The organism is Candidatus Nitrosotenuis chungbukensis (assembly GCF_000685395.1).
GTDB lineage: Archaea > Thermoproteota > Nitrososphaeria > Nitrososphaerales > Nitrosopumilaceae > Nitrosotenuis > Nitrosotenuis chungbukensis.
Map to the genome: position 1 here is coordinate 52,547 of NZ_AVSQ01000015.1, position 24,891 is coordinate 77,437.

Consider the following 24,891-nt stretch of genomic DNA (forward strand, 5'->3'; position numbering starts at 1 on the left):
ATTTGTCTATCTTTTTCACCGAAAATCATGCTGATAGAATCTGAAATTAGTCCAATATTGTTACCAATCCCCTCGGGCCCGTTTTAACTTAGTCCGAATCACATGAAGCTCAAATCTCAACTCATTCACAAAAAAATATTAGAAATAATAAAAAGAAATGAAGGAAAAGACATTAAACTTTAACTACATAACTTAGAAGACATAGTTGGTTCCTACACTGTTCTGAATTAGTGCAGTTGGCATTCTTTTGGCTATTTCATTTGTAACTTTCAAACCTGAACAATGACAGGGAATAATGAATTTTGGTTTATGTTTTTCCAACTCATCAACTGTTTTGGGAATTATCTGTTCGAAGATTCCACCTGTCAGGTGCATTCCACCCATAACCGCATAGATTCTATCTTCATCGGTTAGTTTCTTTGCATAGTTCAAGGTGTTTACTATTCCAGCATGCCCGCAACCTGTAACGATCACAAGTCCCTTGTCTTTTATGTTCAAAATAATGGCTTGATCATCTTTGATTAGCGGATCCGATTCCATTTTTCCATCCTTTTCTGAATAGTGATCGGGAAGTCCGTTTTCAAAATTATTGGTTCTTGGAATTTCACCAGTAACAAGAATACGATCATCGATCCACAAGCTAGGATGGTTTTTTTCAACGATTTGATATCCTGCCTGAACAAGAAGGGGTTTATTCGGTGTCGGCAAATTCAGTATCTTGCCGTCTGGAAATTTGAATAACCTGCTTCTGAATGCATGTTCGTGAGCAATCAATGGAATACTTTGTGCCGTCATTTTTTTTCTGATCATTAGTAAACCGCCTGCATGATCAACATGTCCATGACTTAGGATCACTGCTTCACAATAGGACAAATCAAAGTCTAATGCGTCAACATTGTAATTGGCAGTCCACGGGCTTTGACCTGAATCAAACAGTATTCGGCGCTTTGTTCCGCTAATTTCGAGTGTCACAGATACCGAAAAACCATGTTCTGCTATTGGTGGTCGTTCATACCAACTCTCCCTCATGGATGGACGGTGTGCCACTTGGGTGTTTGCTAACAGTAAATCTACCTGATTATCAACCAGACAAGTAACTTCAACTCTATCTGTCTCCCTCAATATCACATCTGCTATTATCCTCATTCTGATATTAAATGGCAACAAGGTTCTCACAGTTGAAAACTAAAATTGACCTGGATATTTTGCGTTAGATTCAGTATACAAAATTCTGAAAGGCGAAATTAACAATAAACTCTAATTGTGTTTAGGAAATCTGATGGGTTCAAACTCATTGCAGTCAGCACCTTTATCAAAAATTAATAATCAGTATAACACACTAACTAGGATCTAACTTTCAGAAAACCGCTAGCAGCACCAGACCTTCGGACTCAAACCTCGAGAACGATGTGTGATCTGGGTTAGGATTTGTAGGAGAATGTTTAAGATAAGTACGAAGGTATTGGCAGTACAATAAGAATCGCGGTAGCAATTACGGTTATGGTAACTGTTATGCATAGAAGAATCTGGCTGGCCTTCTTGTTAGGCGTTCTACTAATTACACCGTCAAGAAATAATGCACTTGAATAAATTACTGATAAAAATACATAATCGCTTGCATTTTTATTGGCTTTACGTGCTTTCTCTAATTCCAAGACTGCCTTCTCTTCAAACTGTTGAGCCAGCAAAACATGTGTTTTGCTGTATTCTTTCATGGTAAATGGAGATGCTGGGGCATCTGGGTTTTTCAAAGGATCAGTTTGAAGCCACATATCTACTGCTGCCCTCATCTCTGGGCTAAATCGTTCATAGTAGAAATTACTGAGGCTCTGCTCATCTACAATTAATGCATCATAATATCGATTGAATAAGGGCATCTGAGACATATTACCGCCCTTGTTTTAACTCCTCATTTGAAGTCTCTATACTATACTTACTCACATTCGAAAGAAAAAATTCTTGTTGTGCATCCCATTGAGCGGCCGCGTAATAACTATACGCGAGCGCAATCATAATGACTCCTAACATTAATACCGAAATAATATCGATCCTGTTTTTGATTCTTTTTTATTGCTAATATGTATCGTCGGTACTTTTTTTATTCATAGTTTTAGTTAGATGTGTGTTTTGCATCGTAGGCCAAAAATAATACTAGAATTGTTGGCAGTGGATTGGGATTTAAAAAGCGTCAATGATGGAAAGCTGATTGATTCTCAGCAGATTCAAATTTTATTAACAAACTTCAATAAAGACGATTATGGAATAACTGCATGGTATTCTCAAAGGAAGAGGCAAAGAAAATAGGTGACGAATTAGGAATAGACTGGTCAAAAATTGACTTTGAACAATTCCAAATGGGTCTGGAAGTTGAGCTGGAACATGGAAAAACAAACCCAAAAACAAACGTGACCAATAATGATCCAATTCTAACCGGTAAGATTGCATGGGCACATCTGAATGAATTGCCTGACTACTATACTAGACTTAAGAAAATCGAAGATGAATAATATCAAATAAAATATAGAAAATAATTTAAATTTTTAAAATAAAAAATTGGAAGGAGTTTTGTAGCTACTCCGATTATCTTGCTGCATGTTCTGTTCACGAGACCTGCCGAACTTGCGCTGGCTATTCCTCAGGGGATCTTTGGGCCCGCTTAATCCGTTAGTCCAAATCTTACCTGATTTGCCTTCCAAATTTCGATCTATTTGGATTTGAATGCATTATCCACGCAGTCCTGAATTCAAAAGAATGGAATAGCATCCAAGACCGCAGTCTTCACATATTGGCTTGAGTGATTCTTTTTCAGCACTGCCAATGCAACATGGGTGCTTTTCTCGTCCACGATGATCTAAAGAAAGAATCCCCCAGGTGGGGCAATCAATCGGAGTAGTGCCTCTTCCTCCCCAACTCTTCCTCATCAATTCCAAGTTTTTTGGTGGGTTTACAACATAGTCTTTGTATTCTTTTTGCAGATCTAGAATCTCATCTATTACCTTGTTTCGGACATCACCAAATGGAAGCCAGAGCGGATCTTCTTTCATAAATGGGGTGTGGAACTGAAATCCAATCTTGTTAGAATAATCGTGCCAATCCTCAATCACATCTCGTATGGTGTGGTAGTTTTGCGAATTTACAGTCATTGAAATCCAAATATCTTTCCATGCTTTTTCCCCGTTTTTTTTCACGTAATCAAGCACATTCTTTCTAGTTCTGTTCCACGCGCCATCACCGCGAATTTTATCGTGGACTGGCTGATTCCCATCAACTGATACCCAGTAAAAATACGTCTCCGGATAATGTGGAATTGGATATGTGCCGTTTGTAACAACACACACTCTCTTTGGGAATTCTTTTACAAACAATTCAACTATGTCTGGCCTCATCATTGGCTCACCGCCAACCAGAGTGATCACAAATATGTGCTGTTTTTTGAACTTTTCATCAATTATCTTTTTCCAGTCTTTGACGGTGAGTTCCGTATCCTCCTTTCTGTTTAGCCACCAATAACAATGTGTACAGTGCAAATTACAAACATTGATGATGTCAACTGAACCAAAAATCGGACTGCGCTTATTGAAGATCTTATAGCCAAGATATTTTTTCAATAATTGGTAATATTGTGGTGTCTCTTGTATGATCTGTAAAGGACCTCTTCCCATTATTTCCAATTATGATCTGACCAGTATGCTATGGGTCGCTTTCTATACTTAAACCATATTTTTAAGAAAATAGATTAATTTTATTGCGGAAATAAAATAAAGAAAGGAGTTTTGTAGCTACTCCGATTATCTTGCTGCATGTTCTGTTCACGAGACCTGCCGAACTTGCGCTGACTATTCATCGGGGACCCTTCAGGCCCGCTTAATCTGTTAATCCAAACCTTACCTGGTTCAAAGCTACAGTAATGATGATTTGATGAGAATATTTCATGTAAAACGTGGTTTGCATTTTGATTGTGATACCTTATATGTAATCGTCCCGTACAAGTATTGAACTTGGCACTTAATACTAAGGTAATTGAAATCATAAAACACAAAAAATTAGAGCCTAATTTTGATCCAAGCATGAAAACTCTGTCACGCATCATGAAAACCATGATAGAAAAAGGCGCTGAAGGCAAGACCCAGTTATCACTTGATGCCAATCTAAATTATGCAAGACTTGCAAAGCATATTGTTTGGCTAGAGAAAAAAGGCCTTGCCGAATCAACAATTGAAAATAACAAAATTAATGTTGCCTTGACTGCAGATGGCAAGAAATTTGCGTCAACAATTTCAAAAATTATCTGATGCGGCCCATAACACTGACAAACTTGTCAGTGATACTAACACATTTGTCAATGAAAATAACTCAAACGTAAGCGCGGCTTAATAGTCTTGCCGGCAATACACTATCGAATGGTGATTATATGCAAACCTTCGTCAGTAACACATCTGAAAATCCGGAACCCTCGGTAATTATTTGGAATACGACTCGACTCTTAAAATGGAGTGATTTCAAAAAAAAACCTGATCTGGAAGATGCGGCATCAGCTAGCTTGGCAATAGGATTTGAATCAAAGCCACTTATTGAGCATGTTGTGACTGGAAACAAATTCAAATTTAAGATTAGAGATATGAAGCTTCGTGCAATTTTTATCCCTGAATTCTCCTGGGTAATGAAAAACATTAGTGATAAAAACCGCATATTGCTTTTAAAACACGAACAAGGACATTTTGATCTGGCAGAAGAAATTACTAGAAAAGCTAGGATCAAAATAATCAAACGTTTTCAGAATAAAGTCTTTACCGTAAAAGGAAAAAATGAAAACGAGGCAAAAAACGATGCAATATTGCAGGTAACTAAAATAAGAAAAGAAATCGAAAGTGAATTACAAAAAGAATTCAAATATCAAGAAGCAAAATACGACGACAAAACCAATCATGGATTAATCCTGAAGTATCAAGAAGAATACAACAAAAGATTCGAAAAGTTAAGGAAATGAATATGTCTTTTAAAGGCCAAACAAATCACCACTAAAATTTCTCAAGGCTATGGTTTGCCGGCTTCTTATGTTGAGATGAGTAACTAGTTCAATTCAAATGGATTCAAATAATGTTGATTTCAAGTTGAACAAGCAAGTCTTTACTTGGCAAAAATCATATCTGTGACTGTGGAAATACAAACAAAATTTCCAAAATTCAAATGGGGCATGTTATCTGAGCAAAATTCTGGGCATACTCCCTCTGAATGGGGCTCAACCGAATAAAGATTAGTTTCTTAAGAAAATAATCTGTTTTTATTATTGAAACAAAGTCTAGCTAAAAAATTCTGTAGCAAGCCTGATTTGCCCCTGGAAATTCTTTAATTCTATGCTTGATGTTCCGTTGTCAGATGTTGTCGAAAATCAGACATTGTTTAATTCTTCAAATATCAAGGGCACCCTTGTCGGTTTTTACTTTCCTGATTATGTGAGAGTGATCAACGTGACAAAATATCGCTTTCACTTTATTGCCGATGACCTGGATTTTGGAGTACACCTAATCGGTATGAGAATTACAAATGGAACTGTCCAAACCTCCAAAATCAACGAAATTCAAATCGTTCAGTGAAACTTGTTTGCTGCCAAATGCGGCCGCTTTAGGCTGAAAAACCCATCTTTCATTCTAATTGGATTGCTGTGTATTGGCATTTTGCAAAACCATTAGGATTGGATTTGATATGTATACGGGAAAATACTGTGCCTTGAAATCATTTTGGATGGCATTGATGTGAAACTTGGATTTGATGAATCTATATACGTGAGATTGAAATCTACGAACAAAAAGCCCAAAACCACTTCGATGTTTTGAGTTCCTTTGATCCTGCCAAGTTACATAATCTGGACAACATTTATTTCAACGATAAAGTCGGATCCAATACATGGCTTTAGTTACGACATCAAAATCTAACGGAATCTGTACTGTAAAGATCAACAGGCCAGACAAGCTAAACGCAATGAACATGGATGTTGCAAAAGAACTAGTCCAAGTCTTTACGCAATTGGACACCGACTCAGAAGTCAAGGTGATAATACTGACCGGTGAAGGTGAAAAAGCATTCTCCGCAGGTGCAGACATTGAATACATGTCAAAGATTACTGCAGACGAGTCAGTCGAATATGCAAAGCTTGGGCAGCTGGTAACTGCAACGGTTGAAAACGTGAGCAAGCCTACGATTGCAGCCGTAAATGGATTTGCGCTTGGAGGTGGATGCGAGCTTGCGATGTCATGCGACATCCGAATTGCTGCAGACACTGCAAAGCTTGGGCAGCCAGAAGTTACTATTGGCATTCCACCTGGATGGGGGGGAACCCAGCGACTGATGAGAATCGTCGGGATTGCAAAAGCAAAGGAGCTTGTGTATACTGGAAAAATGATCAAGGCAGACGAGGCAAAAGAAATCGGACTTGTAAATCACGTAGTTCCGCTTGCATCTCTGATGGAAGAAACAACAAAGATGGCACAGCAAATTGCGGCAAACTCTGTTTCCGGCGTAAGAATGTCAAAAATAGCAATCAACAAAGGACGGAATGCAGACTTGGATACTGGTCTTGGCATCGAGCTTTTGGCTTGGAGAAACTGCTTTACAGATCCTGACAGGGCAGAGCGAATGACTGCTTTTGTAAACAAGTCAAAAAAATAAGCTAAACCTAATTTCTTTTTATTCCTACTTGGTATGGTGTCAAAAGCTTATTATAATTTGGAGCAACACTAGCATCATGGCAACTGAACAAACACAAAAGCTTGTAACTGTCACGCCAAAAGCCGCAGAAAAAATCTTAGAATTCATGAAAGAAGAGGCAGAAAAGCCACAATTCCTAAGAGTCTATGTTCAAGGCGGAGGATGCTCAGGACTCTCGTATGGCATGGGATTTGAAGCCAAGCCAGAAGAGGACGACACCATAATTGAGGAGTCTGGTGTAAAACTTCTAGTAGACAGCTACAGTCAAGAACATCTGCAAGGAGCAAATATTGACTATATTGAAAGCCTGATGGGATCTGGATTTAAAATAAACAATCCAAATGTCACAAAATCATGCTCATGTGGTCACTCTTTTAACACAGAATAAATCTTCAATTTTTATCATTTTTCAATTTTGTTTCTAGCGCACGCTATGGACAACTGATCTGTTGCTACAATGAAAAACTGTCTTAAAAAGTAAATTTTCTTTTACTCTGTGAAAAGTAATGTAGCACCTTTTACTGTCGCGGTTTTCATCACTGGAGTTCTAGCCCTGGCATCGTTCCAAGGCGTAGGTTCTGTGGAGATGGTTGGAAAAGAAAAGCAACCCTCTTGGAATTTCGGCGAAGGCCTCAAACCTGGTGATTATTTTGAATACAAAATATGTGACTCTCTCCTGAGAATTCCCGAATCTCCAGATGTCTGCTATGTGATGGCGCTTGATGTTGTCGCTCTCTTGCCTGGCCCGCAGGGAAACACCTGGATCATGTCTGCACATGCTGATCACCGTACTAGGAGCGTGGATTTTATTTTACAAGTCTCAGATTCATCGTTTGAAATGATCACTGACGGCTCAAGCATTCCATATGCCGATTCTCTTGAGCGAACATTGGAGTGGGCGATGAAATTTGCGCCAAATCACAAGCCCCAGCCACTTGTGATAGGCAAGTCATGGGGCGTGATTGCATCCGATACTGTTCCTGAAACAAAACTAACCGTCATGCAAGCAGATTCTGTGCAAATAGGACAAGAAGTCTTGCCCACATACAAAATTGGATACTCGCTTATCAAAGACAGCTTCTTGCAAATCAAAGATGGCTTCCCAATGCCAATTAAAGCCGTGATCTACAAGCCAGTCTCAGCCTTCAAAGACGTGCCCCTGGCAATGACGTTTGAGCTGATAAGATATGCTAATGGTGTTGAAAATTGCACCCCTCAAATACCGATCACATATGCGTATTCAATCCCTATGTCTCCTGGCAAGTCGCCGGCACCAAACTTGCCGCCAGAAACGGATCTTCTCGTAAATCTTACTGGACTGGATAACGCTGCAAGTAAAGACACCGATCCCTCGGGCAATGAGAAATACCAACTGCTAGATGATCTCACTAATTCTTCCGGTAATTATTCTGGCATTGAAACCGAGTATTTTGACGAAACAAATTTTCGTGACGAATTAAAAAATTCTACGACTGACCAAGTCCTTAAGGATCTTTATGGCAAAGACTACGAGAAAATCATTACAAGTTTTGACAAATTCATAGAATTGCTGACAAACACAACGCACCGTGTAAAAAACCAACTTGACTCCGTGCTGCCTTGATGTGGGGCCCACATCATGAAAAGACGCACAATCAGCCCAGCAATTGCGTCCATAGTTTTGATAGGAGTTGCCATTACTGGGTCTGTCGCCGCCGGCTCTGCAATGCTCAAACAAAACGAAATTGCAAGTATCATAACAAAGGTGGATCTGATTGATGCCACACTTGTTAACATGAATGTTGCAAACAAGGCGTACTTTGCAACCGCCATAAAAAACTCAGGCACAACTAGTCTGAATTTTGTATCTGTTGGATTTCTTGACGATGATGGAAACTCTCAGAGCATGAGCAGCAACGAAGGCCTGAATCCAGGACAACAGTGGAGCAGCTATCTTGTGACTGGCGTTTCTGTCATCCCTGGCAAAAAATATGTTCTGCATGTGGACGCTACTACAAAATCCGGATCCCAGTTTCACTGGGCAGACACGGTTACTGCAAGAGGCTAGCATGGCAAAAAGACGAGCCGTAAGTGAGGTGATAGCGGCAACTCTTCTGATTGCAGTTGTTGCCACGGCATCTTTTTTGGCCATAAGCGGCGCATCAAAGAAAACCGCCGAGACTCAGCATTCGGTGGCAGATGCCTTGGAGTTAAAGGGAAGGCAAGTTCAGGAACTCTTGAGCATAATCTCAAAAAAATCAGCGGGGGACACAATCACAATTGAATTGCTAAACTATGGCCTCAAAGACATAATCATTACTGATGTTTTAGTGGATGGAACAGGCGCACCGTACACACTTGTAGATTCAAGCGGGGTAAATCAGGATGGCAAAATAATTAGAAACAAAATACTTGCGCTGCAACTCCAAAAAGGCGGGCAAACTGTCCAGATAATCACCGATACAAAAAACATACTCAAAATTACAATCTGACCTTTTTAACGAACCCAATTTTTAAGATATGGCAAAAATTCTTGCCTCGGTGTCCGTTTTGATTATGTTTGTAGGACTGGTGATTCCTTTTGAAAAATCAGACGCTGACTCTGACGTTCTTTTCAGCTCATATGCGTCTGCCGGAGGGTCAGGGTCAAGCACTTCGAAAAGCTTCATTGCGTCGTGCAAGGTTTGGATTCATACTGCCATAACTAAGGCATATGCTGCCGGCTCTCAGAGGGTCAATCCTGATAAGACATTTTATCCGGGTGATGGGTTTGGCTACTCGTTTACCTATGGGATAACTGGAAGCTCAGGGTGTCAGGGACCGCTTCCAAAATGCCCCGTCGTTTTTATTCAAATTGCCGGCGTCTCGTCCTGCGGCAAATCATCTGCTTCGGGTAACGCCGAGATCACTCCTGACTGGAACGCATCTGATCATTTGATCAAACTCCAAGTCGATGCCAAACGATGGGAATGCCATCTGGTAAAAGTGAAAAAAGGCACCAAATGGGTATGCGGCTGGCGCACGATTTCTACCGTTGGACAGTTTGCCCCGAGTGTAATAAAACCAAAAATCGACGTAAACATCGCACAAGAATACCTAAATGACGCAGACGGCTACAAGTCTGGCAATTTGGACCGTACCTACTATGTGTGGGACGCAATCAACATAGTTCACAACCCCGTCTATCCTTGGAAAAATGACAGGGTTGGGACACTGTCTGTCAAAGTGACCAAAACACATGATTTGACTTTGGAAAAAGAATACCAGTGTGAATCAAAGTCCTGCGAGAACACTCTGTTCCATAAGGGCTTTGAGCCTTGGTTTCGAGTGTACGAATATGGCAGCGGATCAACAATTTACAATTCTACACAAGATGACATTAGGAGGCATCTGCTGACGTACCAAGTTGAGCTCTTCAATTTAGGCAGGCTAGTGCACAAAGACGAAAACAAAACTCAACTGCTCGTCGTAACATATGATCCCGTTTATGAAAAATATCCGTACCTTGTACTGAAAGACGAATACTGGTGGAGCTGGGGAAACCGGCAGGGCGTTGCCCTGGAATACAAGGGATCAAATGGAGGCGGGCAAGATGATCCTCCAGGCCTGTATGAGACTAGGCGAAGTAAGATTAACCGGTACGACGCGTCTGGCTTTGCACTAAATCCTATTGAAACAAGAAAACTGGACCGGGTCTTTTCTTGGGACTCTGCAAGTCCGATTCGCATTGAACAAGCAAAACAATGCCAAGACGTAACGATAGATCCAAGCTCATTTGAGGCCAAAAAGAACACTGCCATGTTTACCAAGTCCGGATATGGAAAAATTTCATTTGACTGGCCAATCACGGGAACGATGCTGCAAAAAAGATACGTCAATGCAACAATTGATAATGTTTTGCAGTCTGCAAGTTTTGCAGGATTTGTAATCAAAAACCTTACAGAATATCGCTACGTTTACCCAGATGTGAAATTCAACAATCCTGTAAAAATCCTAACATATCATTCCGATGGCTCTGTGACTGACTATCCTGTTTCTGTCAAAATGGCTCCGGATATTTCGCGTGGAGCGGGATATCTGCAGGACTATGTGTGCGAGAAAATAGTTCACGATGGCTACAAAAAAGAGATAGCAAATATTGTCGTAGATGATATGTATGGTAGGAAAAACGAAGGAAATGGAACCGGATTACTCAATTTGAGAACACTGCTCACGTCTGTCTGGTTCCCGCCGTTTTACAGGATGCTAGTTAACGACACGTTGGACCTGCACCTTAACGAAATCTATGCGGCTCTGTCGCCATTTGAAATAACCATGTCTGTCGGGGAAAAAAACAGGACCATAAACAGGCTTGTGAACTTTTTGTTTCCATTCGTACACACCGTAAACCTTGATTCAGATAATGTGTTAAACGTGACTGAATCGCTTGGATTTGTAAGAATTATCCCTGATCCTAAATTTGGAGACATTGTAAAAATTACAGTCAACGGGAATGAACTAAAGCAAGACTGTACTGGTGGCTGCACCACCGCTGTTTTTGCAAACCAAAATCTGCAAATCGAGGCTTGGAATGTCTGGGGCGGTCGTGCCTCAAACCAACTGGAGAAATTCCAAGTAATCCAAAGTGAAGAGATTCACTGGCCAATAATCTACATTGGCATGTTTGTTGCGGCAACTGGCTTTGTGGCTTGGAAATTTAGTGAACAAATCCTAGGCTATGTGGGACTTGGGAACAAAAATCAAATTTCCTAATTGTGTCACTGATTTTCTTGCTTGGAATCTTGCCGTGTTTTACTCTATGCTTTCTCTGCTTTTTTTGAACTGCCTGCCGGTATGGAGATGATGTTTTCCACAACTGCCTTTGTCAGATCATCAATGATTTTGATTTTCTTCTCATCTGTTTCGCCTAGCATTTGCAGTGCCTTTTCTAGCTCTTTTTTCCTTAGCGAGTCAACGCTGGCAAATATGTCTTTGACTAGGGGTTCTGGATCAAGTCGTCTCATTGTTGCCTCGATGATTGGGATTTCTTTGCTGATTAGTTTTTCCACTGCGATAATTTTGTCATCTCTTGCCTTGAGATTTCTTTCATCCATCTCTGTGATTTGATCCCTGAACATCAATTTGATCCCAGGAAGCGTAGATACCGTCTCGTCTACAGTTCTGGGGTCTGATATGTCAAGTATCATGGTTCCCTTCTTTTTGTTTTCCATGACTATTCTTATTTTGTCGTGATTTATTACAAAGTAATCTGCAGTGGTTGCAACAAATATGATGTCGAATTTATCAAATCCTTTTAGAACATCTTCGAATTTTACTGGCTTACCGCCAAGTATTTTTGAAAAACCATTGGCACGCTCAATTATCATGCTGGAAATGTCAAACGCGTAGCCTTTTTTATTGAGAGATTTTGCAACCATGGCTGCTGTTTCACCAGTGCCTATGAGTAGGACGTGCTGCTTTCCGTCCAAACCCGCGTTTTCCTGCGCAATTTTGACGGCAATATCACCAATCGATGTCACCCCTTTGCTGATTTCAGTAGCATTTCTAATGCGAGTTGCAATTCGTATAATACTATCAAATAATTGGTTCAAAATTCTACCTGATGCTTTTGAGGATTTTGCGTTTGCAATTGCAGCTTTTATGTCGTCCATGACGCTTTCATTTCCTACAACTATTGATTCCAGGCCTGACGCCAGTCGTAGCAAATGGAGATAGACATCCTTGCCGTCGTACACTTCGAGAATTTGATCAAAGTGGCCCCTGTCATATTCGTCTAGTTCTGTAAGTGATGCCCAAGTTTCTTTGATTTTGTTAATGGTGAGATTTTTTCCCTCGTCTCTTCTTGCATCTGGAGCTTCTTCTTTCTTTGCGTTGCTCACTGTGAATATCTCAACCCTGCTGGCAGTCTGAACTATTACGCACTCTGAAATGCCGGGGATCTTCTTAAAAGACTCGCTTGCAGCTGCAACATCCTTGAATGAAAATCTTTCCAGCTTGTGAATTGGGATATTTCTGAAAGTGACCCTGATATTGACAATGTTAAAATTATTCTCGCTCATCTGATGTCACCATTTATTCTCGAAGTTTATCTCTTCCACCCTTTGCTGTGCGAAAAACATTCATGCCAAAGTAAAAGTTTTGATACAGTGAATCCAAATACTTGAGATCTTGCTCGGCCTGGACAACGTCCTCTGCATTTGCGTGGGGATCGTTTTTTAATCGGTCTAGTCTTTGTGTGGTCTCTGCTACTAGTTCTGTTATGCCTGACTCATAATTGGACGTCCCGCCAAATTCCGGACTGAGTATGTGTTTTGGCCTGTATGGTGGTACCTGATCTGTTGGGATCTCTACCTTTCTTGAAATTTCTTCTTGCTCCTCCTCTGTTAGTACTGGCCTTGTTGGGACTAGGTCTTTTTTGGTGTGGAAAAACTCCGGCTCGCCCATCTCGCGTCTAAATATTCGCTCTTGTTTGCGGTTGTCTGTAAACGAAGCGCCTGCCTCTGCAGCTATTTTTGCCGCCGCCTTTGCCGCTTCTGCCTCGTACTCTTTTTCTGCCTCTGCCGCCGCCTTTGCCGCCGCCTCTGCAGCCTTTTCATACTCTTTTTCTGCCGCCTCTGCAGCTGCTTTTGATGCAGCTAATCTTGCCGCCGCAGTTCTTGCCGCCGCCTCTGCTAGTTCCGCCGCTTCTGATGCTGTCCATCCTTGTTTGGTTTTGGGCGGATCCTGAGGCTTTTCGTCAGACAACGCAATTACATCATTTAGGGTTAAATTTTAAGTTTTTATGATGTGTTTTGGGATCTAAATCGGATCCCGGGGTTTCACACCGTTCCAACCTCCCGTTTGTCGTTTGTGGTATCCTGACCAAAGTCATCAGAATAAAAAATTTGCAGGCAATCTCAAGACCTTCTGCCGTTGGCGGCGCCCTTTGTTTTCACGATCGGGCGCGCCAAGTTAACAGTGCCAAAATTAATAGCACTTATATCTATGATGTGAAAAAATAAAGCATTGATTATTAGGAGGTCTATTTTCGTTTGCCACCATCAGGAATTGTCAAGTATCACGTTAAGCTATCCTTTGATGTTGATGGACTCGTTGAACGCGCAGACATAATCGGCGCAATTTTCGGGCAGACAGAAGGACTGCTTGGCCCGGAGATGAACCTGAATGAGCTGCAACGAGTATCCAAAGTAGGAAGAATAGAAGTTACTACCAATGCTACGACAAATACCACTTCTGGAGAGGCACTCATACCTATGAGTACTGACATCGATACTGCCTCACTCATATCTGCAGCCATTGAAAGCATTGACAAGGTTGGCCCATTTGACTGTAAATTCAAACTTAATGCAATTGACGACGTACGTGCGACAAAAAAAGACGATATCATAAAGAGAGCCAAAGAAATCAAGCAAAAATGGGCTACTAAGACAATCAGCGAAGGGGAAACAATGCTAAAGGACATCCATGAGGGAACGTCTACTGCAAGCAAACTTACCACCTTTGGGAAGGGAAAGCTCCCTTGCGGCGTTGGAATATTTGACTCGCCTTGGATAATTCTAGTTGAGGGCCGTGCAGATGTGATTAACCTCCTGCGGGCAGGAATTGACAACGCATTATCCATTGACGGTGCAAGAATTGACGAATCAATCAAGGAGTTGTGCGATGCAAAAGACAAGGTGGTTGCATTCTTGGATGGCGACAGGGCAGGCGGATTCATACTAAAAGAACTCAAAAGCTTAGTTGACATCGACGTTGTTCATCGTGCACCAGAGGGAGTAGAAGTAGAAGAATGTACCCCACAACAAATTGCGGACATACTAAAAGACACCATAGAGGAAATGAACAATCCAAAACCAAAGCCTGTGCTTTCGGACCAAAATGACAAACCAATGGCCGAACTTGCAGAAAAAACATTTGCAAACATAAACGAGACACTTGAGGCAATAGGCCTTGATGCGAACAAAAACGAGGTCTTCAAAGTACCGATAAGCGAACTCGTATCAAAACTCTCAACCCAGTCTGGAATCAAATACCTGATACTTGATGGAATAGTGACGCAGAGACTAGTTGACGGAGCAAAGCAGGCAGGAATTGAGTGTGTGATAGGACACCGAATAGCAAACCTGACAAAACGTGACGGTATTACGCTCAAAACATTTACTGATCTTGGCGTAGCATAAACTGCTCAATGTCTGAGCTAAAAATTCAGCACCTCATAACACTAACTGAGCTTCTGTCAAAAGGAGCGAAAAATAATTTTATTTCAATCACTACGTCGTCGCTTGGCAAAAACATCAAGCGCTCACAACAGGCAGCGTCAATGCATCTTTTGGAATTAGAACAGAGCGGATTCATTGAGCGAATAATGAGCGGAAGAAAGATCTCAATCAAGCTCACCCCAAAAGGTTATGATCAAATAGTGAACCTGTTTAACCTGCTAAAGACAAGTCTTGAATCCGTCCCGTCGTTTATTGAATTGAGGGGCACGCTTGTTTCTGGGATGGGCGAGGGGGCATACTATATGTCGCTTAAAGGATACACAAAGCAATTCAAATCAAAGATTGGCTACGTTCCGTTTCCTGGAACAATGAATGTCAAATTGGAAAAAAAAGAGTATGTCGAAGCATTAAAGCAGATTGCCGCAAGTGATGGCGTAAAAATAGATGGGTTTTCAGACGGCAAGAGGACATATGGTTGGGTCAAGTGCTTCAAGTGCAATCTAAACGGCAAAATTCCATGCGAGCTAATACTGCTTGAAAGGACGCATCATGACTATTCCATAATTGAACTGATATCTGAAACTGAAATGCGCAAAAAGGCAAATCTGGAAAACGGCTCTGAAGTCTCTATAAAAATTCCGCTTTAGGGATCAAACCTGCTGCGCAAGGCTTGCTGCAAGCTGTTGCAGTGTCCGTGAAAATTCGGCATCATTTTGTTTTCCAGTTGATGACAAAATTTTTGCAATGAGTTGTTTGTCCGTATCTGTCAATTTTGGCTGCGGGGACTGCGTTTTTTTTATCTTGTTGTCGACCTCATCAATTAAGATCTGGTACTGATCAACTTGTTTTTTCGTTATCATGATGTGGTTACTCAGTCGTTCAAGGTTTGCCTCTTCGAATCTTTTCTTCTCAACTAGTTCGCCGCGAATTTTCTTCATCTCGTCGACGTGCGAATCTGCCTTGGGCGTCTGGTTTCCAAACTGCAATAATTCCAACTCTCTGTCAAACTCTTCCTTTTGCGCTTTGATTTTGTTGATTGTTGACATTTGCTTGCCCATGTGGGTCTTGACCTCCTCAATGTACTGGCCTGTATCTTGTACCGTGCTTGTTAGTTCTTTTGCCATTACCTGTGTGGCCTCAGTCGGGGTGCGCGGCCTTTGATACTTTGCAAATGTTATGCTGCGGCTTTGAACATCGGTTGCATCCTGTACGTCGATTTTTTCTCCAGCAGAACGTTTTGACTGATCAACGCTATCCTGCAGACGGTCGTTACGCTCAATGTACTTGCGAGCCACAAGTTATCAAGAATCTGAGAATACATAGAGTTGTGTCTGTTTGTTTGAGACGTAAAAGATTCTGAGCGTATTGCATGATGGTCCTACAGGCATTACAAGCCGTGAATCGCTTCCCCGTATTCTTTTTCTATTTTGGAGCTTGAGATCTCTGGAATTGGGGACTGTAGTCTTGCCACCTTGACATCTAGTTTTAGGCTTTTACACCCATCAACTATGAATTTTTCTTGGTGAACCTGGTCATATCCTAAGGCAATGATATCTGGCCTTACTGTGTCTACCGTCTTGAAAATGTCTCCCTCGCTTCCGACAAGGCACAAGTCGACCATTACAAGTGAGCTTATCAACTCCTGTCGCTGACCCTCTGGGTGCAGCGGTTTTCTTTTTTTCATTTTAACTGCAGTGTTATCTGTTGCCACTACGACCACAAGAACATCGCCGAGCGCCTTTCCCGCATTTAGTGTGTGGATGTGGCCTGGGTGAATGATGTCAAAGACTCCGCCTGCAAGAACAACCCGTATTGCAGTTCTGCCAAACTCTGTAAGCGATGTTTTGTCATCAGATATGGTTCCGTTTTTTACCATCTTTGAAATCCTTTCATTGATGTATTCTTCTGACAATGCGGTTTTTTTGACGCACAGCTCAAGCGGTGGCTCTTTGGTGATCGATGAAACGTAAAACGCGCCTAGTATTTTTTTATCTATTATGTCCAACTCCATACCTATGCACCTGCCGTTTTTAATTTGATCTATGGGTTAGGCTCAGGCTCTAGCCCCTTTGCTATTCGCAAGGCATCCACCAGTCCGTCGGCATATCCTATGCTAAGTATTGCCAATTCGTCTTTGCCCTGCTCGAAAAACAGCTCTGCGTCCCTGATGTACAGTTCTGCATTCTCAAGTACACTGTGAAACTCTTTTGCATCCTTGTAGTACGGTATGACCTGCTCCAGCGCACGTCGAACCATCGGGATGTATTTTCTCATCATCTGCGATGCGATCCTTTCTATCTTTGACGAATTGTCGTCTGGCTTGTCAACGCACTCTGCCAGGGCACTTAGCGCGTCTGATTCTGTAAAGTGGAGCGTTCCTGGAATCACTATTGTGTGTGGGGGATTTCCAAAATCCATGTTTTTCAAGGAAGCAAAACTCCCAGATGTGATCTTCTGGTCCTGCTGGCCAATTCTTGATGCAATTATTCCGTATGTAGAGTCAGAAATCACTTTCCGTACCTGTTCTTTTTCTGAGTCAAGCAGGCTTTGTATTGCATCCTTTGGATTCAAAAAGAAATTCTCGTTTTGATTGTACTCCAAGAGAACGACAGTGTGGTTTCCCACCCTTAGGTTCTCATAAATTGTATAGTATGCAGTGCTTGATGGAATTCCACTCATGATTGTAACCGTCCTTCCGACTTTGTAGTAGTGGAGGCCGCATTCGCCAACAAGTGATGTTATGGCAGACGACGCATGAACCGTATCTGTCTGAATTTTTTCTTGAACTGCCCTGGTTCTTAGCTCGATATGGGTTGTAGCAATGTACGGATCGCCGTATGACACCATGACGACGTTTTTTATCTTGGAATTGTCCAGTATCTCTTTTCCGTCTTCTACGAGCCAACGTGGGGCAAACTTGAACTCCCCTCTTGTAATTTCTTTGATTTTTTGAGATTCATCGTTTTTCATCGGGCTTGTAAACTGTTCAAAATACACGACGTCTGCGTCTGAAATTATTTTTTTTGTCTTGTCTGACAATGAGTCTGGTCCGCTTATGCCAAGACCTACAAACCAGAGCATTATGGCGCTTTTTTGTTATCGTGAAGTCTTTTTAGGTGTTGAAGTGTATTTCTCAAGACCTCGATTCCGCGCAAATACTCGTTCATTGATACTCTCTCGTCTATGGTATGGGACGCATGAGGATCGCCTGGGCCATACGTCACAACAGGAATGTTCCACAACGTTCCAATTATGTTCATGTCCCCCGTTCCAGTCTTTCTGATCAGTGCCGGTCTTTTGCGCTCTACGTCCATTACTCCTAGCGTAAATGCCCTGACAAGTGGTGAGTCCATAGGGGCCTCAAACGGTTCTGTCTCATCTAATACCGAATAAAACGCGTCGACTCCGAGTCTCTTTGAAATTTCGCTTACCTTTGCTGAGATTTTTTCCCCAACCATTTTACAGTTCATTGTAACTGGAATTCGAATGTCCATTATTGTGTCGCATTCCTTTGGGGTTACGTTGTGCGAGTCTCCTCCCTTGATTTCAGTCATCGTTGCGGTGAGAATCATTCCCTTTGACTTTCCCTCCTGGTTTTCCTCTAGCGACTGTTTTAACTCGTACGTGAATTTCATGGACTCTTCAATTGCGTTTTTTGCAAGCCATGGCGCGCTTGCATGTGCGCTGTCTCCCACGTTTACCTTGAGGTTTATCGCGATTCTTCCCTTGTATGCTATTGTGACCTGTGTTATTCCGCTCGGCTCTCCAAATATGGCGTAATCGATATCTAGTTTTTGCTTTGCCAAGTTCTTGATTCCAGTTGCATTTCCTTCTTCGTCTACTGCTCCGACAAAAATTATTGTCCCGTTGTTTCTATGAACTGTTGACGCTGCAAGTAGCATTGCCATGAGTGGCGCCTTTGCATCCGACGCCCCTCTGCCGTACAGGTAGTCTCCCTCCTTTCTTACCTTGACTTTGCCTGGCACCGTATCCATATGTCCGCACAAGAGTACTCTTGGGGAGCCGGAGCCGATTGTAGCAATCAAATTCCCTACCTCGTCTATGCGCACGTTCTCAAATCCGAGATCGTCGCACTTGTCTGCAAGAAATTCTGCCATCGGCCTCTCCGAAAGCGATGGCGTGTAAAGCCTGAGTGCCTTCTCTAACAGCTTAATTGAAAATCGCGGCGTTATGGTAAAAGAAGAATCCATTTTTTACTTTCCTGCATTTACTGCGTATTCTAGAATCAGCCCTGCAATGTCCTTGCCTGTAACCCGCGCGACATTTCTGTATTCAGTGGTGTTGTTAATTTCGTGAACTACTAGCCCCTTTTCTTTGCTTTCCATTAGGTCGACTCCTACTATTTCGCCCATTACTGCCCTTGTCGCATCGACGCAAATGTCTTCCAGTTCTTTTGTAACCTCGCAAACTTCTGCCGTTCCGCCAAGGTGCGTGTTCGTCTTCCAGTTTCCCTCAGATGAGTTTCTGTATATGGCACCCACTACCTTGTCGCCGATTACTATTGCCCGTATGTCGCGTGGAGGCCTTTCCACAAATTCTTCTAAATAATGAATCTGGTATATTGGATACATTTTCTCCCGTTCTTCTATTATTCCCTCTGCTGATTCTTTGTTGTTTAGCTTTGAGACCATCCTGCCCCAGCTCCCTACTGTCGGTTTGATTACCTTGGGATACCCAAGTTTGTCTAGTGCCCCAAGTGCCGCATCTTTTGAAAATGCAACTGTTGCAAACGGCGTTGGAATTCCATGCTCTTGCAAAATCATGTGTGTGAACAGCTTGTTTCCGGCGTATATTCCGGTGTGCAACGAGTTTATCACGTTTGCACCCATCCCCTCAAGTGCTGCCGTCGCATGCAAGTTCCTGTAATAGCTAACGCATCGTTGCAGAACTGTTTTAAATTGTGTTTTTTTGTCTAGTTCTAAAACAAGGTTTTTACAATCTACCATGTCTACTGTGATGCCTTTTTTCTTTGCAGCTTCTGAGAGGGCTTTTTCTTCAAGACGGATAGTATCGTAAAGGACCGTTATTCCGGGGCTCACTGCCCCCAATCCTCTCCAACGCTTTGGGCCGGCTTTAGCCCAAATCCACTTGAAGATTTGGTTATCTCATAACTTGCACCGCAATCTGGGCAAGTAACGAGCTCGCCTTCTAGGGCATCATTTGGAACTGTGATATTGGAATCGCATTCAGCGCATTTTGCCATGTTCTACTCCTTGATACTTTTAGAGTCATTAATTATCTTTCTTTCAAGCTTGCTATCTAGGGGTATTTCCAAGAGGTCTCCCATTCTGAGGTTTTTAAGGCCTGCAGCAACGGCCTTTGCCTGCTCGTCATTCATCTCCAGCCCTAATAATGACATTAGATAAGCAGAGCCTGTCTTTCCTGCCAGCTCGCCAAATACTATTCTCCTTCTGTTTCCAACCACTCTTGGAGGGATCGGCTCGTATGCCGCCGGATTCCTAAGTATTGCCGCCAAATGGGTTCCTGCCTTGTGCTTGTATGCCGAAGCACCCACGAGCGGCTTTGAATCATACGGATGGATTCCGGTGTAATCTGCAATCAGTTTTGAAAGATCACTTAGCATGTCTAGCCTAAAGTCGTTTGGAGATCTGTACAGGTATGTCATGGCGACTCCGACTTCGGCAAGTGACGGAATCCCCGTTCTCTCGCCAATTCCATCAATTGTTGTGTGAATCTGGTCTGCTCCTGCATCTATTCCAGCAAACGCGTTTGCCACTGCAAAACCCATATCATTATGACAGTGAACGTCAAGTGGAACTTTGATCTTTTCTTTTACCATTTTTACAAAATTGAACATGCCTTTTGGCCTCATCACGCCAACCGTGTCTGGCAGGCTAATCCTGTCCACTCCTGCCTCTTCAATTGCCTTGCAAATCTTTAACAAGAATTCCGGATCAGCTCTACTGCCATCTTCTACTGTGAATCTCATCTTGAGTCCGTGCGCCTTTGCATATTCTACAGTTTCTACTGCCCGCCTCATTGCCTCCTCTCGCGTGATTCGAAGCTTATCCTTCATGTGAATATCTGAAATTCCAAGATACGTTGCAGTCCATTTTGGGTCGCATTTTAGCGCAACATCTACGTCTGACTTGAGGGCTCTTACGTGCGCAACAATGTCTGCCTTTAGACCCTGCTTGATGATCGTCTTTGTTGCCACAAAGTGGTCTTCTGATACAACTGGTGAAATTTCAATTTGGTCAACTCCAAAATAATCAAGCATCCATGCAATCTGAATTCTCTGTTTGTTGGTAAACGTCACCCCTGGGTGCTGCTCTCCCTCCCTTAGGGTGCTGTCAAGTACGTGAATCTTCCTAGGCTTTTTGTCGTACTCGTTGTACAGGTGTGCGTAGTAATTCGGATCATTCATTGCAGAATCGGGTTAACCGTATGCCAGTTATAAACATAATCGTACTAAAAGCGGCTTAAATCGGAGAAAACTGGTGTGATTTTAGGCAAAAAGCAAATGCTTTGTCACGAAATTCGTCTACGTGACTTCGCGTAAAATGATCACAGTGTTGGTATCTGACACTCCTGGAATTTTTCTTAGCGCGTCAATTGAACCGTTGATCTCCATTATGTTTGGGGCCGAAATTATCACCGCGATGTCGTACTGCCCCGTGATTTCATAGACTGTCTTTACTCCTTCCAAGCTTGTGAGCTTTGCGGAGACCTTCGACGTGTCCATTGATGACTCTACTGATATCAGTACTATTGCCTTTGTCGAGTTTTGCTCGCCCATTTCAACTGTGAATTTTTTAATCACTTTGTTGTCGATTAGATTCTTTACTCTGCGCCTTACTGCAGATTCTGACAGCTTTAGCTTTTTTCCGATGTCTACAAAAGATTCCCTAGAGTCCTCCTTTAAGATCTTTAATATCTCATCATCAGTCTTGTCCTTGTACATTTTTTCTCCTCTCTGTCTCTCTTACCATTAGTCTGTCTAGTACTTCTAATACTTTTATGATATCCTGCTCTGATAATACCAGTGGCGGAAGCAATCTGATGATGTTTCTGCCAGAATACAGCAGTAGGACTCCTTCTGAGATTCCGTCCATCAGTATGTCCTTTACTTCGAATTTCATCTCTATTCCAATCATCAGTCCCATCCCTCTTATTTCGCGAATTATGCTGTGTTTGTTTTTGAGCTTTTCAAGTCCGTCTCGGAATATTTTGCCTACCTTGGCCGCATTGTCCACCAGTCCGTCTTCTGTCAGTGCCTTTAGCGTTGCAATTCCTGCGGCACAAGAGAGAGGATTACCGCCAAACGTGGAAGAATGCTCTCCCTTACTCATCGCAGCCAAAATGTCTGGCCTGACCAGCGTTGCACTCATTGGGACCCCGCCTGCGATTCCCTTTGCCAGACACATTATGTCTGGTGCCGTATTCCAGTGGTCGCACGCCCACATTTTACCAGTTCTTCCAAGGCCTGCTTGAATTTCGTCAAAAATTAGCAGAATTCCGTTCTCATCGCAAAGCTTTCGGACCTCTTGCAAAAATCCTTCTGGCGCTGGATGGATCCCGCCCTCCCCTTGGATTGGCTCCATGATTATGAATGAGGTGTCCTTGTCTATCTTGGCCCGAAGCGCCTCGATATCTCCAAATGGGGAAAACGTTGCCTTTTCTACAAGTGGCATGAATGCCTTTCTGTACTTTGGATTAAATGTAATTGATAATGCTCCCATTGATTTGCCGTGGTATGATCCGTTCATTGCAATCATCCCTGACTTGCCGGTGTACTTTCTTGCAAACTTTATTGCCGCCTCTACTGCCTCAGTGCCGCTGTTTCCAAGATGCACTTGGGACAGTTTCTTTGGAGCTAGTCTGATCAAGTTTTCTAAAAATTCTTCGCGAGTCTTGTTGTATAATGAGCTGTGAACCGTAATGATTTTGTCTATCTGAGCCTTGATTGCGTCTACTACTCGGGGGTTTCTGTGTCCGACTAGTGCAACCCCGTATCCTCCCATGCAGTCGATGTATTCCTTGCCGTTGATGTCCCAGACTCGCGTTCCTAGTCCTCTCTCCACTGTAACTGGGAATCTCTGATAAAGACTACCCAAAAAGTCGTCTTCAGTCATTTACTAATCACCGTGCACCTTTGGTGTGAAATTGCCGATGATATAGGATTTTCTCGCTGGCCGTTTGCAATTAGTGCCTCTCTTACGCCCATGTCAAGCGCCTCTGTCGCAGCAAGTATTTTCTTTTCCATTCCAAATCCGACTTTTGGCCTTATTTCCTTGGCTTCTGCATTTGAGAGTTTTTCCACCAGTTTCTCGTTCATGAGCAATCCGTCCACATTGGTCAAAAACAAAACCTTGTCGCTCTGTATGCTTCCTGCCACGTTTGCCGCCGCCCTGTCTCCGTCTATGTTCAAAAAGTCAAACTCCTTGGACATGGCAATTGGCGATATCACAGGCACGTAGCCCTGGTCTAGCAATAATTTGAGCAATCCTGCATTTACATGAGTCACCTTTCCGGTATATCCTCCATCAATTACCTGCTTTCTTCCCTTCTCGTTGACTATTACCAGCTTGTCTTTTCTTTCCGCTTCGAATATTTTTCCGTCAATTCCGCTTAGTCCTACTGCGTTTACTCCGTTTTTTTGCAGCATCTGGACTATCGCCTTGTTTATTTTGCCTGACATTACCATTGTAAAAATCTCCGCAGTCTCCTTGTCAGTATACCTGCTCTTTATTCCGCTTGGGGATACTACAAATTTTGGCTCCTTTCCTAACATTTCGCACGTCTTTGTGACTTCTTTTCCGCCACCATGAACCAGTATTACCCCTTCCTGCTCTGCTACTTTTTTGATGTCTGGAATTGTTGACGGGTGAAGGTTTTCTACTACGCTTCCGCCAATTTTGATTGTAATCATTTTTTTAAACTGGAGTTAGAGGTGAATATTTCAGACCTTCCATTTCGTCAAAGCCCGACATGACGTTCATGTTTTGGATGGCAGAGCCTGCTGCGCCCTTCATTAGGTTATCAGAAGCTGATAGTGCAACTAGTCTGTGGTTGTCTTCATCAATGTCAAAACCAATGTCGCAGAAGTTGGAACCAACTACGAACTTTGGATCTGGGAACTTGTACAGCCCTTTTTTGTCGCGAATTAATCTGATGAACCTCTCGTCTTTGTATTGCTCGCGGTACAGCTTCCACAGTTCCAATTCGTTCATGTCTTTTATCATAAATGTGTGATTTGTGCAAAGAATTCCTCTGACTATGTCTACTGCATGGGGACTCATTGATATGCTGATATGCTTTCCTGCAATCTCGCTTAGCTCTTGTTCTATTTCGCCGGTGTGCCTGTGCTTTGCAGGCTTGTATGGCCTGATGACTCCTGATCTCATTGCGTGGTGCGTTCCGGCAACACTTCCTGCGCCTGCACCTGATGAGCCGATTTTGGAATCAACTACAATGTGCTCTGTATCGATTACGTTGTTTTTGATCAGTGGAACTAGGGCAAGCATTGAGGTTACTGCCATGCATCCTGGGCATGATACCAGCTGCGCGTTTCTGATTTTATCCCTGTGCAGTTCTGGAACGCCAAACACTGATTTTGCCAAATACTCTGGGTGCGGGTGTTCCCATCCATACCATTTTCCATATGCCTCCGGCTTGTGTAGTCTGTAATCTGCAGAAAGGTCTACTACTTTGAGGCCTCTGTCGTAGAGCGCTTTTACTATTTCAGTTGCAGTTCCGTGTGGGACTGCGGTAAATACGAGATCGCACTTGTCTGACATTTTATCATAATCTAGCTCAGAAAACGTCATTTCTGTAAATCCTTTAAGCGATGGCTGAATCCTGTGTAGGTATTCTCCTACGTGCTGCCTTGACGTGACCATCGTGATCTCGACTTTGGGGTGAGATACCAAAAGGCGTAGCATTTCTCCGCCTACAAACCCTGACGCTCCAACTACTCCTACTCTTAACATATTGTTCTCCGTGA

Annotated in this window: 28 protein-coding genes; 12 read left to right on the forward strand and 16 right to left on the reverse strand. The window is 42.6% G+C overall.

Annotated elements, in window-relative coordinates; genetic code table 11:
* Positions 1-192: 192 nt before the first annotated feature.
* Positions 193-1,146: an MBL fold metallo-hydrolase gene (locus tag NKMY2_RS05170; RefSeq protein ID WP_076613396.1), complete on the reverse strand. Its 954-nt coding sequence runs from the start codon at positions 1,144-1,146 to the stop codon at positions 193-195.
* Positions 1,147-1,442: 296 nt separating this feature from the next.
* On the reverse strand, positions 1,443-1,877 hold the full coding sequence (locus NKMY2_RS05175; RefSeq protein WP_157832455.1) for a hypothetical protein: 435 nt from the start codon (positions 1,875-1,877) through the stop codon (positions 1,443-1,445).
* Between the two features lie 393 nt (positions 1,878-2,270).
* On the opposite strand from NKMY2_RS05175, the gene NKMY2_RS05180 reads away from it, so the two are divergent.
* Positions 2,271-2,507 (forward strand): DUF5661 family protein, encoded by a 237-nt coding sequence (locus NKMY2_RS05180; protein ID WP_042685503.1) that lies wholly within the window; start codon positions 2,271-2,273, stop codon positions 2,505-2,507.
* Between the two features lie 216 nt (positions 2,508-2,723).
* On the opposite strand, the gene NKMY2_RS05185 is transcribed toward NKMY2_RS05180, so the two are convergent.
* Positions 2,724-3,662: a radical SAM protein gene (locus tag NKMY2_RS05185; protein WP_238549774.1), complete on the reverse strand. Its 939-nt coding sequence runs from the start codon at positions 3,660-3,662 to the stop codon at positions 2,724-2,726.
* A 336-nt stretch (positions 3,663-3,998) separates the two neighbouring features.
* Between NKMY2_RS05185 and NKMY2_RS05190 the strand changes: the two genes are divergently transcribed.
* From NKMY2_RS05190 to NKMY2_RS05230, 9 genes are all read left to right on the forward strand, one after another.
* Positions 3,999-4,292 carry a winged helix-turn-helix domain-containing protein gene (locus tag NKMY2_RS05190; protein ID WP_238549775.1) on the forward strand — a complete coding sequence of 98 codons (294 nt, stop codon included), beginning with the start codon at positions 3,999-4,001 and terminating at the stop codon, positions 4,290-4,292.
* A gap of 248 nt (positions 4,293-4,540) precedes the next feature.
* A complete protein-coding gene (locus tag NKMY2_RS05195; RefSeq protein ID WP_238549776.1) occupies positions 4,541-4,987 on the forward strand; it encodes a hypothetical protein in 447 nt (148 codons plus the stop codon).
* A 367-nt stretch (positions 4,988-5,354) separates the two neighbouring features.
* Positions 5,355-5,594, forward strand: a complete 240-nt coding sequence (locus NKMY2_RS05200; protein WP_042685511.1) for an acetolactate decarboxylase — start codon at positions 5,355-5,357, stop codon at positions 5,592-5,594.
* Between the two features lie 310 nt (positions 5,595-5,904).
* Positions 5,905-6,666 (forward strand): enoyl-CoA hydratase/isomerase family protein, encoded by a 762-nt coding sequence (locus tag NKMY2_RS05205; protein ID WP_042685516.1) that lies wholly within the window; start codon positions 5,905-5,907, stop codon positions 6,664-6,666.
* Between the two features lie 76 nt (positions 6,667-6,742).
* Positions 6,743-7,093 (forward strand): iron-sulfur cluster insertion protein ErpA, encoded by a 351-nt coding sequence (erpA, locus tag NKMY2_RS05210; protein WP_042685519.1) that lies wholly within the window; start codon positions 6,743-6,745, stop codon positions 7,091-7,093.
* Between the two features lie 108 nt (positions 7,094-7,201).
* Positions 7,202-8,308 carry a hypothetical protein gene (locus NKMY2_RS05215; RefSeq protein WP_042685522.1) on the forward strand — a complete coding sequence of 369 codons (1,107 nt, stop codon included), beginning with the start codon at positions 7,202-7,204 and terminating at the stop codon, positions 8,306-8,308.
* Positions 8,309-8,323: 15 nt separating this feature from the next.
* Positions 8,324-8,752 (forward strand): hypothetical protein, encoded by a 429-nt coding sequence (locus NKMY2_RS05220; RefSeq protein WP_042685525.1) that lies wholly within the window; start codon positions 8,324-8,326, stop codon positions 8,750-8,752.
* A gap of 1 nt (position 8,753) precedes the next feature.
* A complete protein-coding gene (locus tag NKMY2_RS05225) occupies positions 8,754-9,176 on the forward strand; it encodes a hypothetical protein (protein WP_042685528.1) in 423 nt (140 codons plus the stop codon).
* A gap of 28 nt (positions 9,177-9,204) precedes the next feature.
* The gene (locus tag NKMY2_RS05230) at positions 9,205-11,436 is read left to right on the forward strand and encodes a hypothetical protein (protein ID WP_042685531.1); all 2,232 of its coding nucleotides are present in this window, start codon (positions 9,205-9,207) and stop codon (positions 11,434-11,436) included.
* Between the two features lie 44 nt (positions 11,437-11,480).
* Here the strand turns inward: NKMY2_RS05230 and hemA are convergent, their stop codons facing one another.
* Both hemA and NKMY2_RS05240 read right to left on the reverse strand, forming a co-directional pair.
* On the reverse strand, positions 11,481-12,743 hold the full coding sequence (hemA, locus tag NKMY2_RS05235; RefSeq protein ID WP_076613392.1) for a glutamyl-tRNA reductase: 1,263 nt from the start codon (positions 12,741-12,743) through the stop codon (positions 11,481-11,483).
* 13 nt (positions 12,744-12,756) lie between these two features.
* Positions 12,757-13,428 (reverse strand): hypothetical protein, encoded by a 672-nt coding sequence (locus NKMY2_RS05240; RefSeq protein WP_052347530.1) that lies wholly within the window; start codon positions 13,426-13,428, stop codon positions 12,757-12,759.
* Positions 13,429-13,715: 287 nt separating this feature from the next.
* On the opposite strand from NKMY2_RS05240, the gene dnaG reads away from it, so the two are divergent.
* Both dnaG and NKMY2_RS05250 read left to right on the forward strand, forming a co-directional pair.
* On the forward strand, positions 13,716-14,864 hold the full coding sequence (gene dnaG / locus NKMY2_RS05245; RefSeq protein WP_042685534.1) for a DNA primase DnaG: 1,149 nt from the start codon (positions 13,716-13,718) through the stop codon (positions 14,862-14,864).
* 8 nt (positions 14,865-14,872) lie between these two features.
* Positions 14,873-15,550: a DUF120 domain-containing protein gene (locus tag NKMY2_RS05250; RefSeq protein ID WP_042685536.1), complete on the forward strand. Its 678-nt coding sequence runs from the start codon at positions 14,873-14,875 to the stop codon at positions 15,548-15,550.
* Between the two features lie 3 nt (positions 15,551-15,553).
* Here NKMY2_RS05250 and NKMY2_RS05255 read toward each other — a convergent pair whose 3' ends face one another.
* The 11 genes from NKMY2_RS05255 to argC form a co-directional block, all read right to left on the reverse strand.
* Positions 15,554-16,198 (reverse strand): hypothetical protein, encoded by a 645-nt coding sequence (locus NKMY2_RS05255; protein WP_042685538.1) that lies wholly within the window; start codon positions 16,196-16,198, stop codon positions 15,554-15,556.
* A 92-nt stretch (positions 16,199-16,290) separates the two neighbouring features.
* A complete protein-coding gene (locus NKMY2_RS05260) occupies positions 16,291-16,914 on the reverse strand; it encodes an FAD synthase family protein (protein ID WP_042685540.1) in 624 nt (207 codons plus the stop codon).
* A gap of 29 nt (positions 16,915-16,943) precedes the next feature.
* Positions 16,944-17,984, reverse strand: coding sequence for a diphthine synthase (dph5, locus tag NKMY2_RS05265; protein WP_042685543.1), 1,041 nt, complete (start codon positions 17,982-17,984; stop codon positions 16,944-16,946).
* Positions 17,984-19,114 (reverse strand): M20/M25/M40 family metallo-hydrolase, encoded by a 1,131-nt coding sequence (locus NKMY2_RS05270; protein WP_042685546.1) that lies wholly within the window; start codon positions 19,112-19,114, stop codon positions 17,984-17,986. Before NKMY2_RS05270 ends, dph5 begins: the two co-directional genes overlap by 1 nt.
* A 3-nt stretch (positions 19,115-19,117) precedes the next feature.
* The gene (gene lysX / locus NKMY2_RS05275; protein ID WP_042685904.1) at positions 19,118-19,963 is read right to left on the reverse strand and encodes a lysine biosynthesis protein LysX; all 846 of its coding nucleotides are present in this window, start codon (positions 19,961-19,963) and stop codon (positions 19,118-19,120) included.
* Positions 19,960-20,127, reverse strand: a complete 168-nt coding sequence (gene lysW/argW, locus NKMY2_RS05280; protein WP_042685549.1) for an alpha-aminoadipate/glutamate carrier protein LysW — start codon at positions 20,125-20,127, stop codon at positions 19,960-19,962. Before lysW/argW ends, lysX begins: the two co-directional genes overlap by 4 nt.
* Positions 20,128-20,130: 3 nt before the next feature.
* Complete coding sequence (locus tag NKMY2_RS05285) at positions 20,131-21,312, reverse strand: LeuA family protein (protein WP_042685551.1); 1,182 nt, start codon at positions 21,310-21,312, stop codon at positions 20,131-20,133.
* Between the two features lie 117 nt (positions 21,313-21,429).
* Positions 21,430-21,849, reverse strand: coding sequence for an HTH-type transcriptional regulator LysM (lysM, locus tag NKMY2_RS05290; protein ID WP_042685554.1), 420 nt, complete (start codon positions 21,847-21,849; stop codon positions 21,430-21,432).
* A complete protein-coding gene (locus tag NKMY2_RS05295) occupies positions 21,830-23,020 on the reverse strand; it encodes an aspartate aminotransferase family protein (RefSeq protein WP_042685555.1) in 1,191 nt (396 codons plus the stop codon). Before NKMY2_RS05295 ends, lysM begins: the two co-directional genes overlap by 20 nt.
* On the reverse strand, positions 23,017-23,817 hold the full coding sequence (locus NKMY2_RS05300) for a [LysW]-aminoadipate/[LysW]-glutamate kinase (protein WP_042685559.1): 801 nt from the start codon (positions 23,815-23,817) through the stop codon (positions 23,017-23,019). The genes NKMY2_RS05295 and NKMY2_RS05300 overlap by 4 nt, the downstream gene beginning before the upstream one ends.
* A 4-nt stretch (positions 23,818-23,821) precedes the next feature.
* Positions 23,822-24,877: an N-acetyl-gamma-glutamyl-phosphate reductase gene (argC, locus tag NKMY2_RS05305; protein WP_042685562.1), complete on the reverse strand. Its 1,056-nt coding sequence runs from the start codon at positions 24,875-24,877 to the stop codon at positions 23,822-23,824.
* Positions 24,878-24,891: the final 14 nt, after the last annotated feature.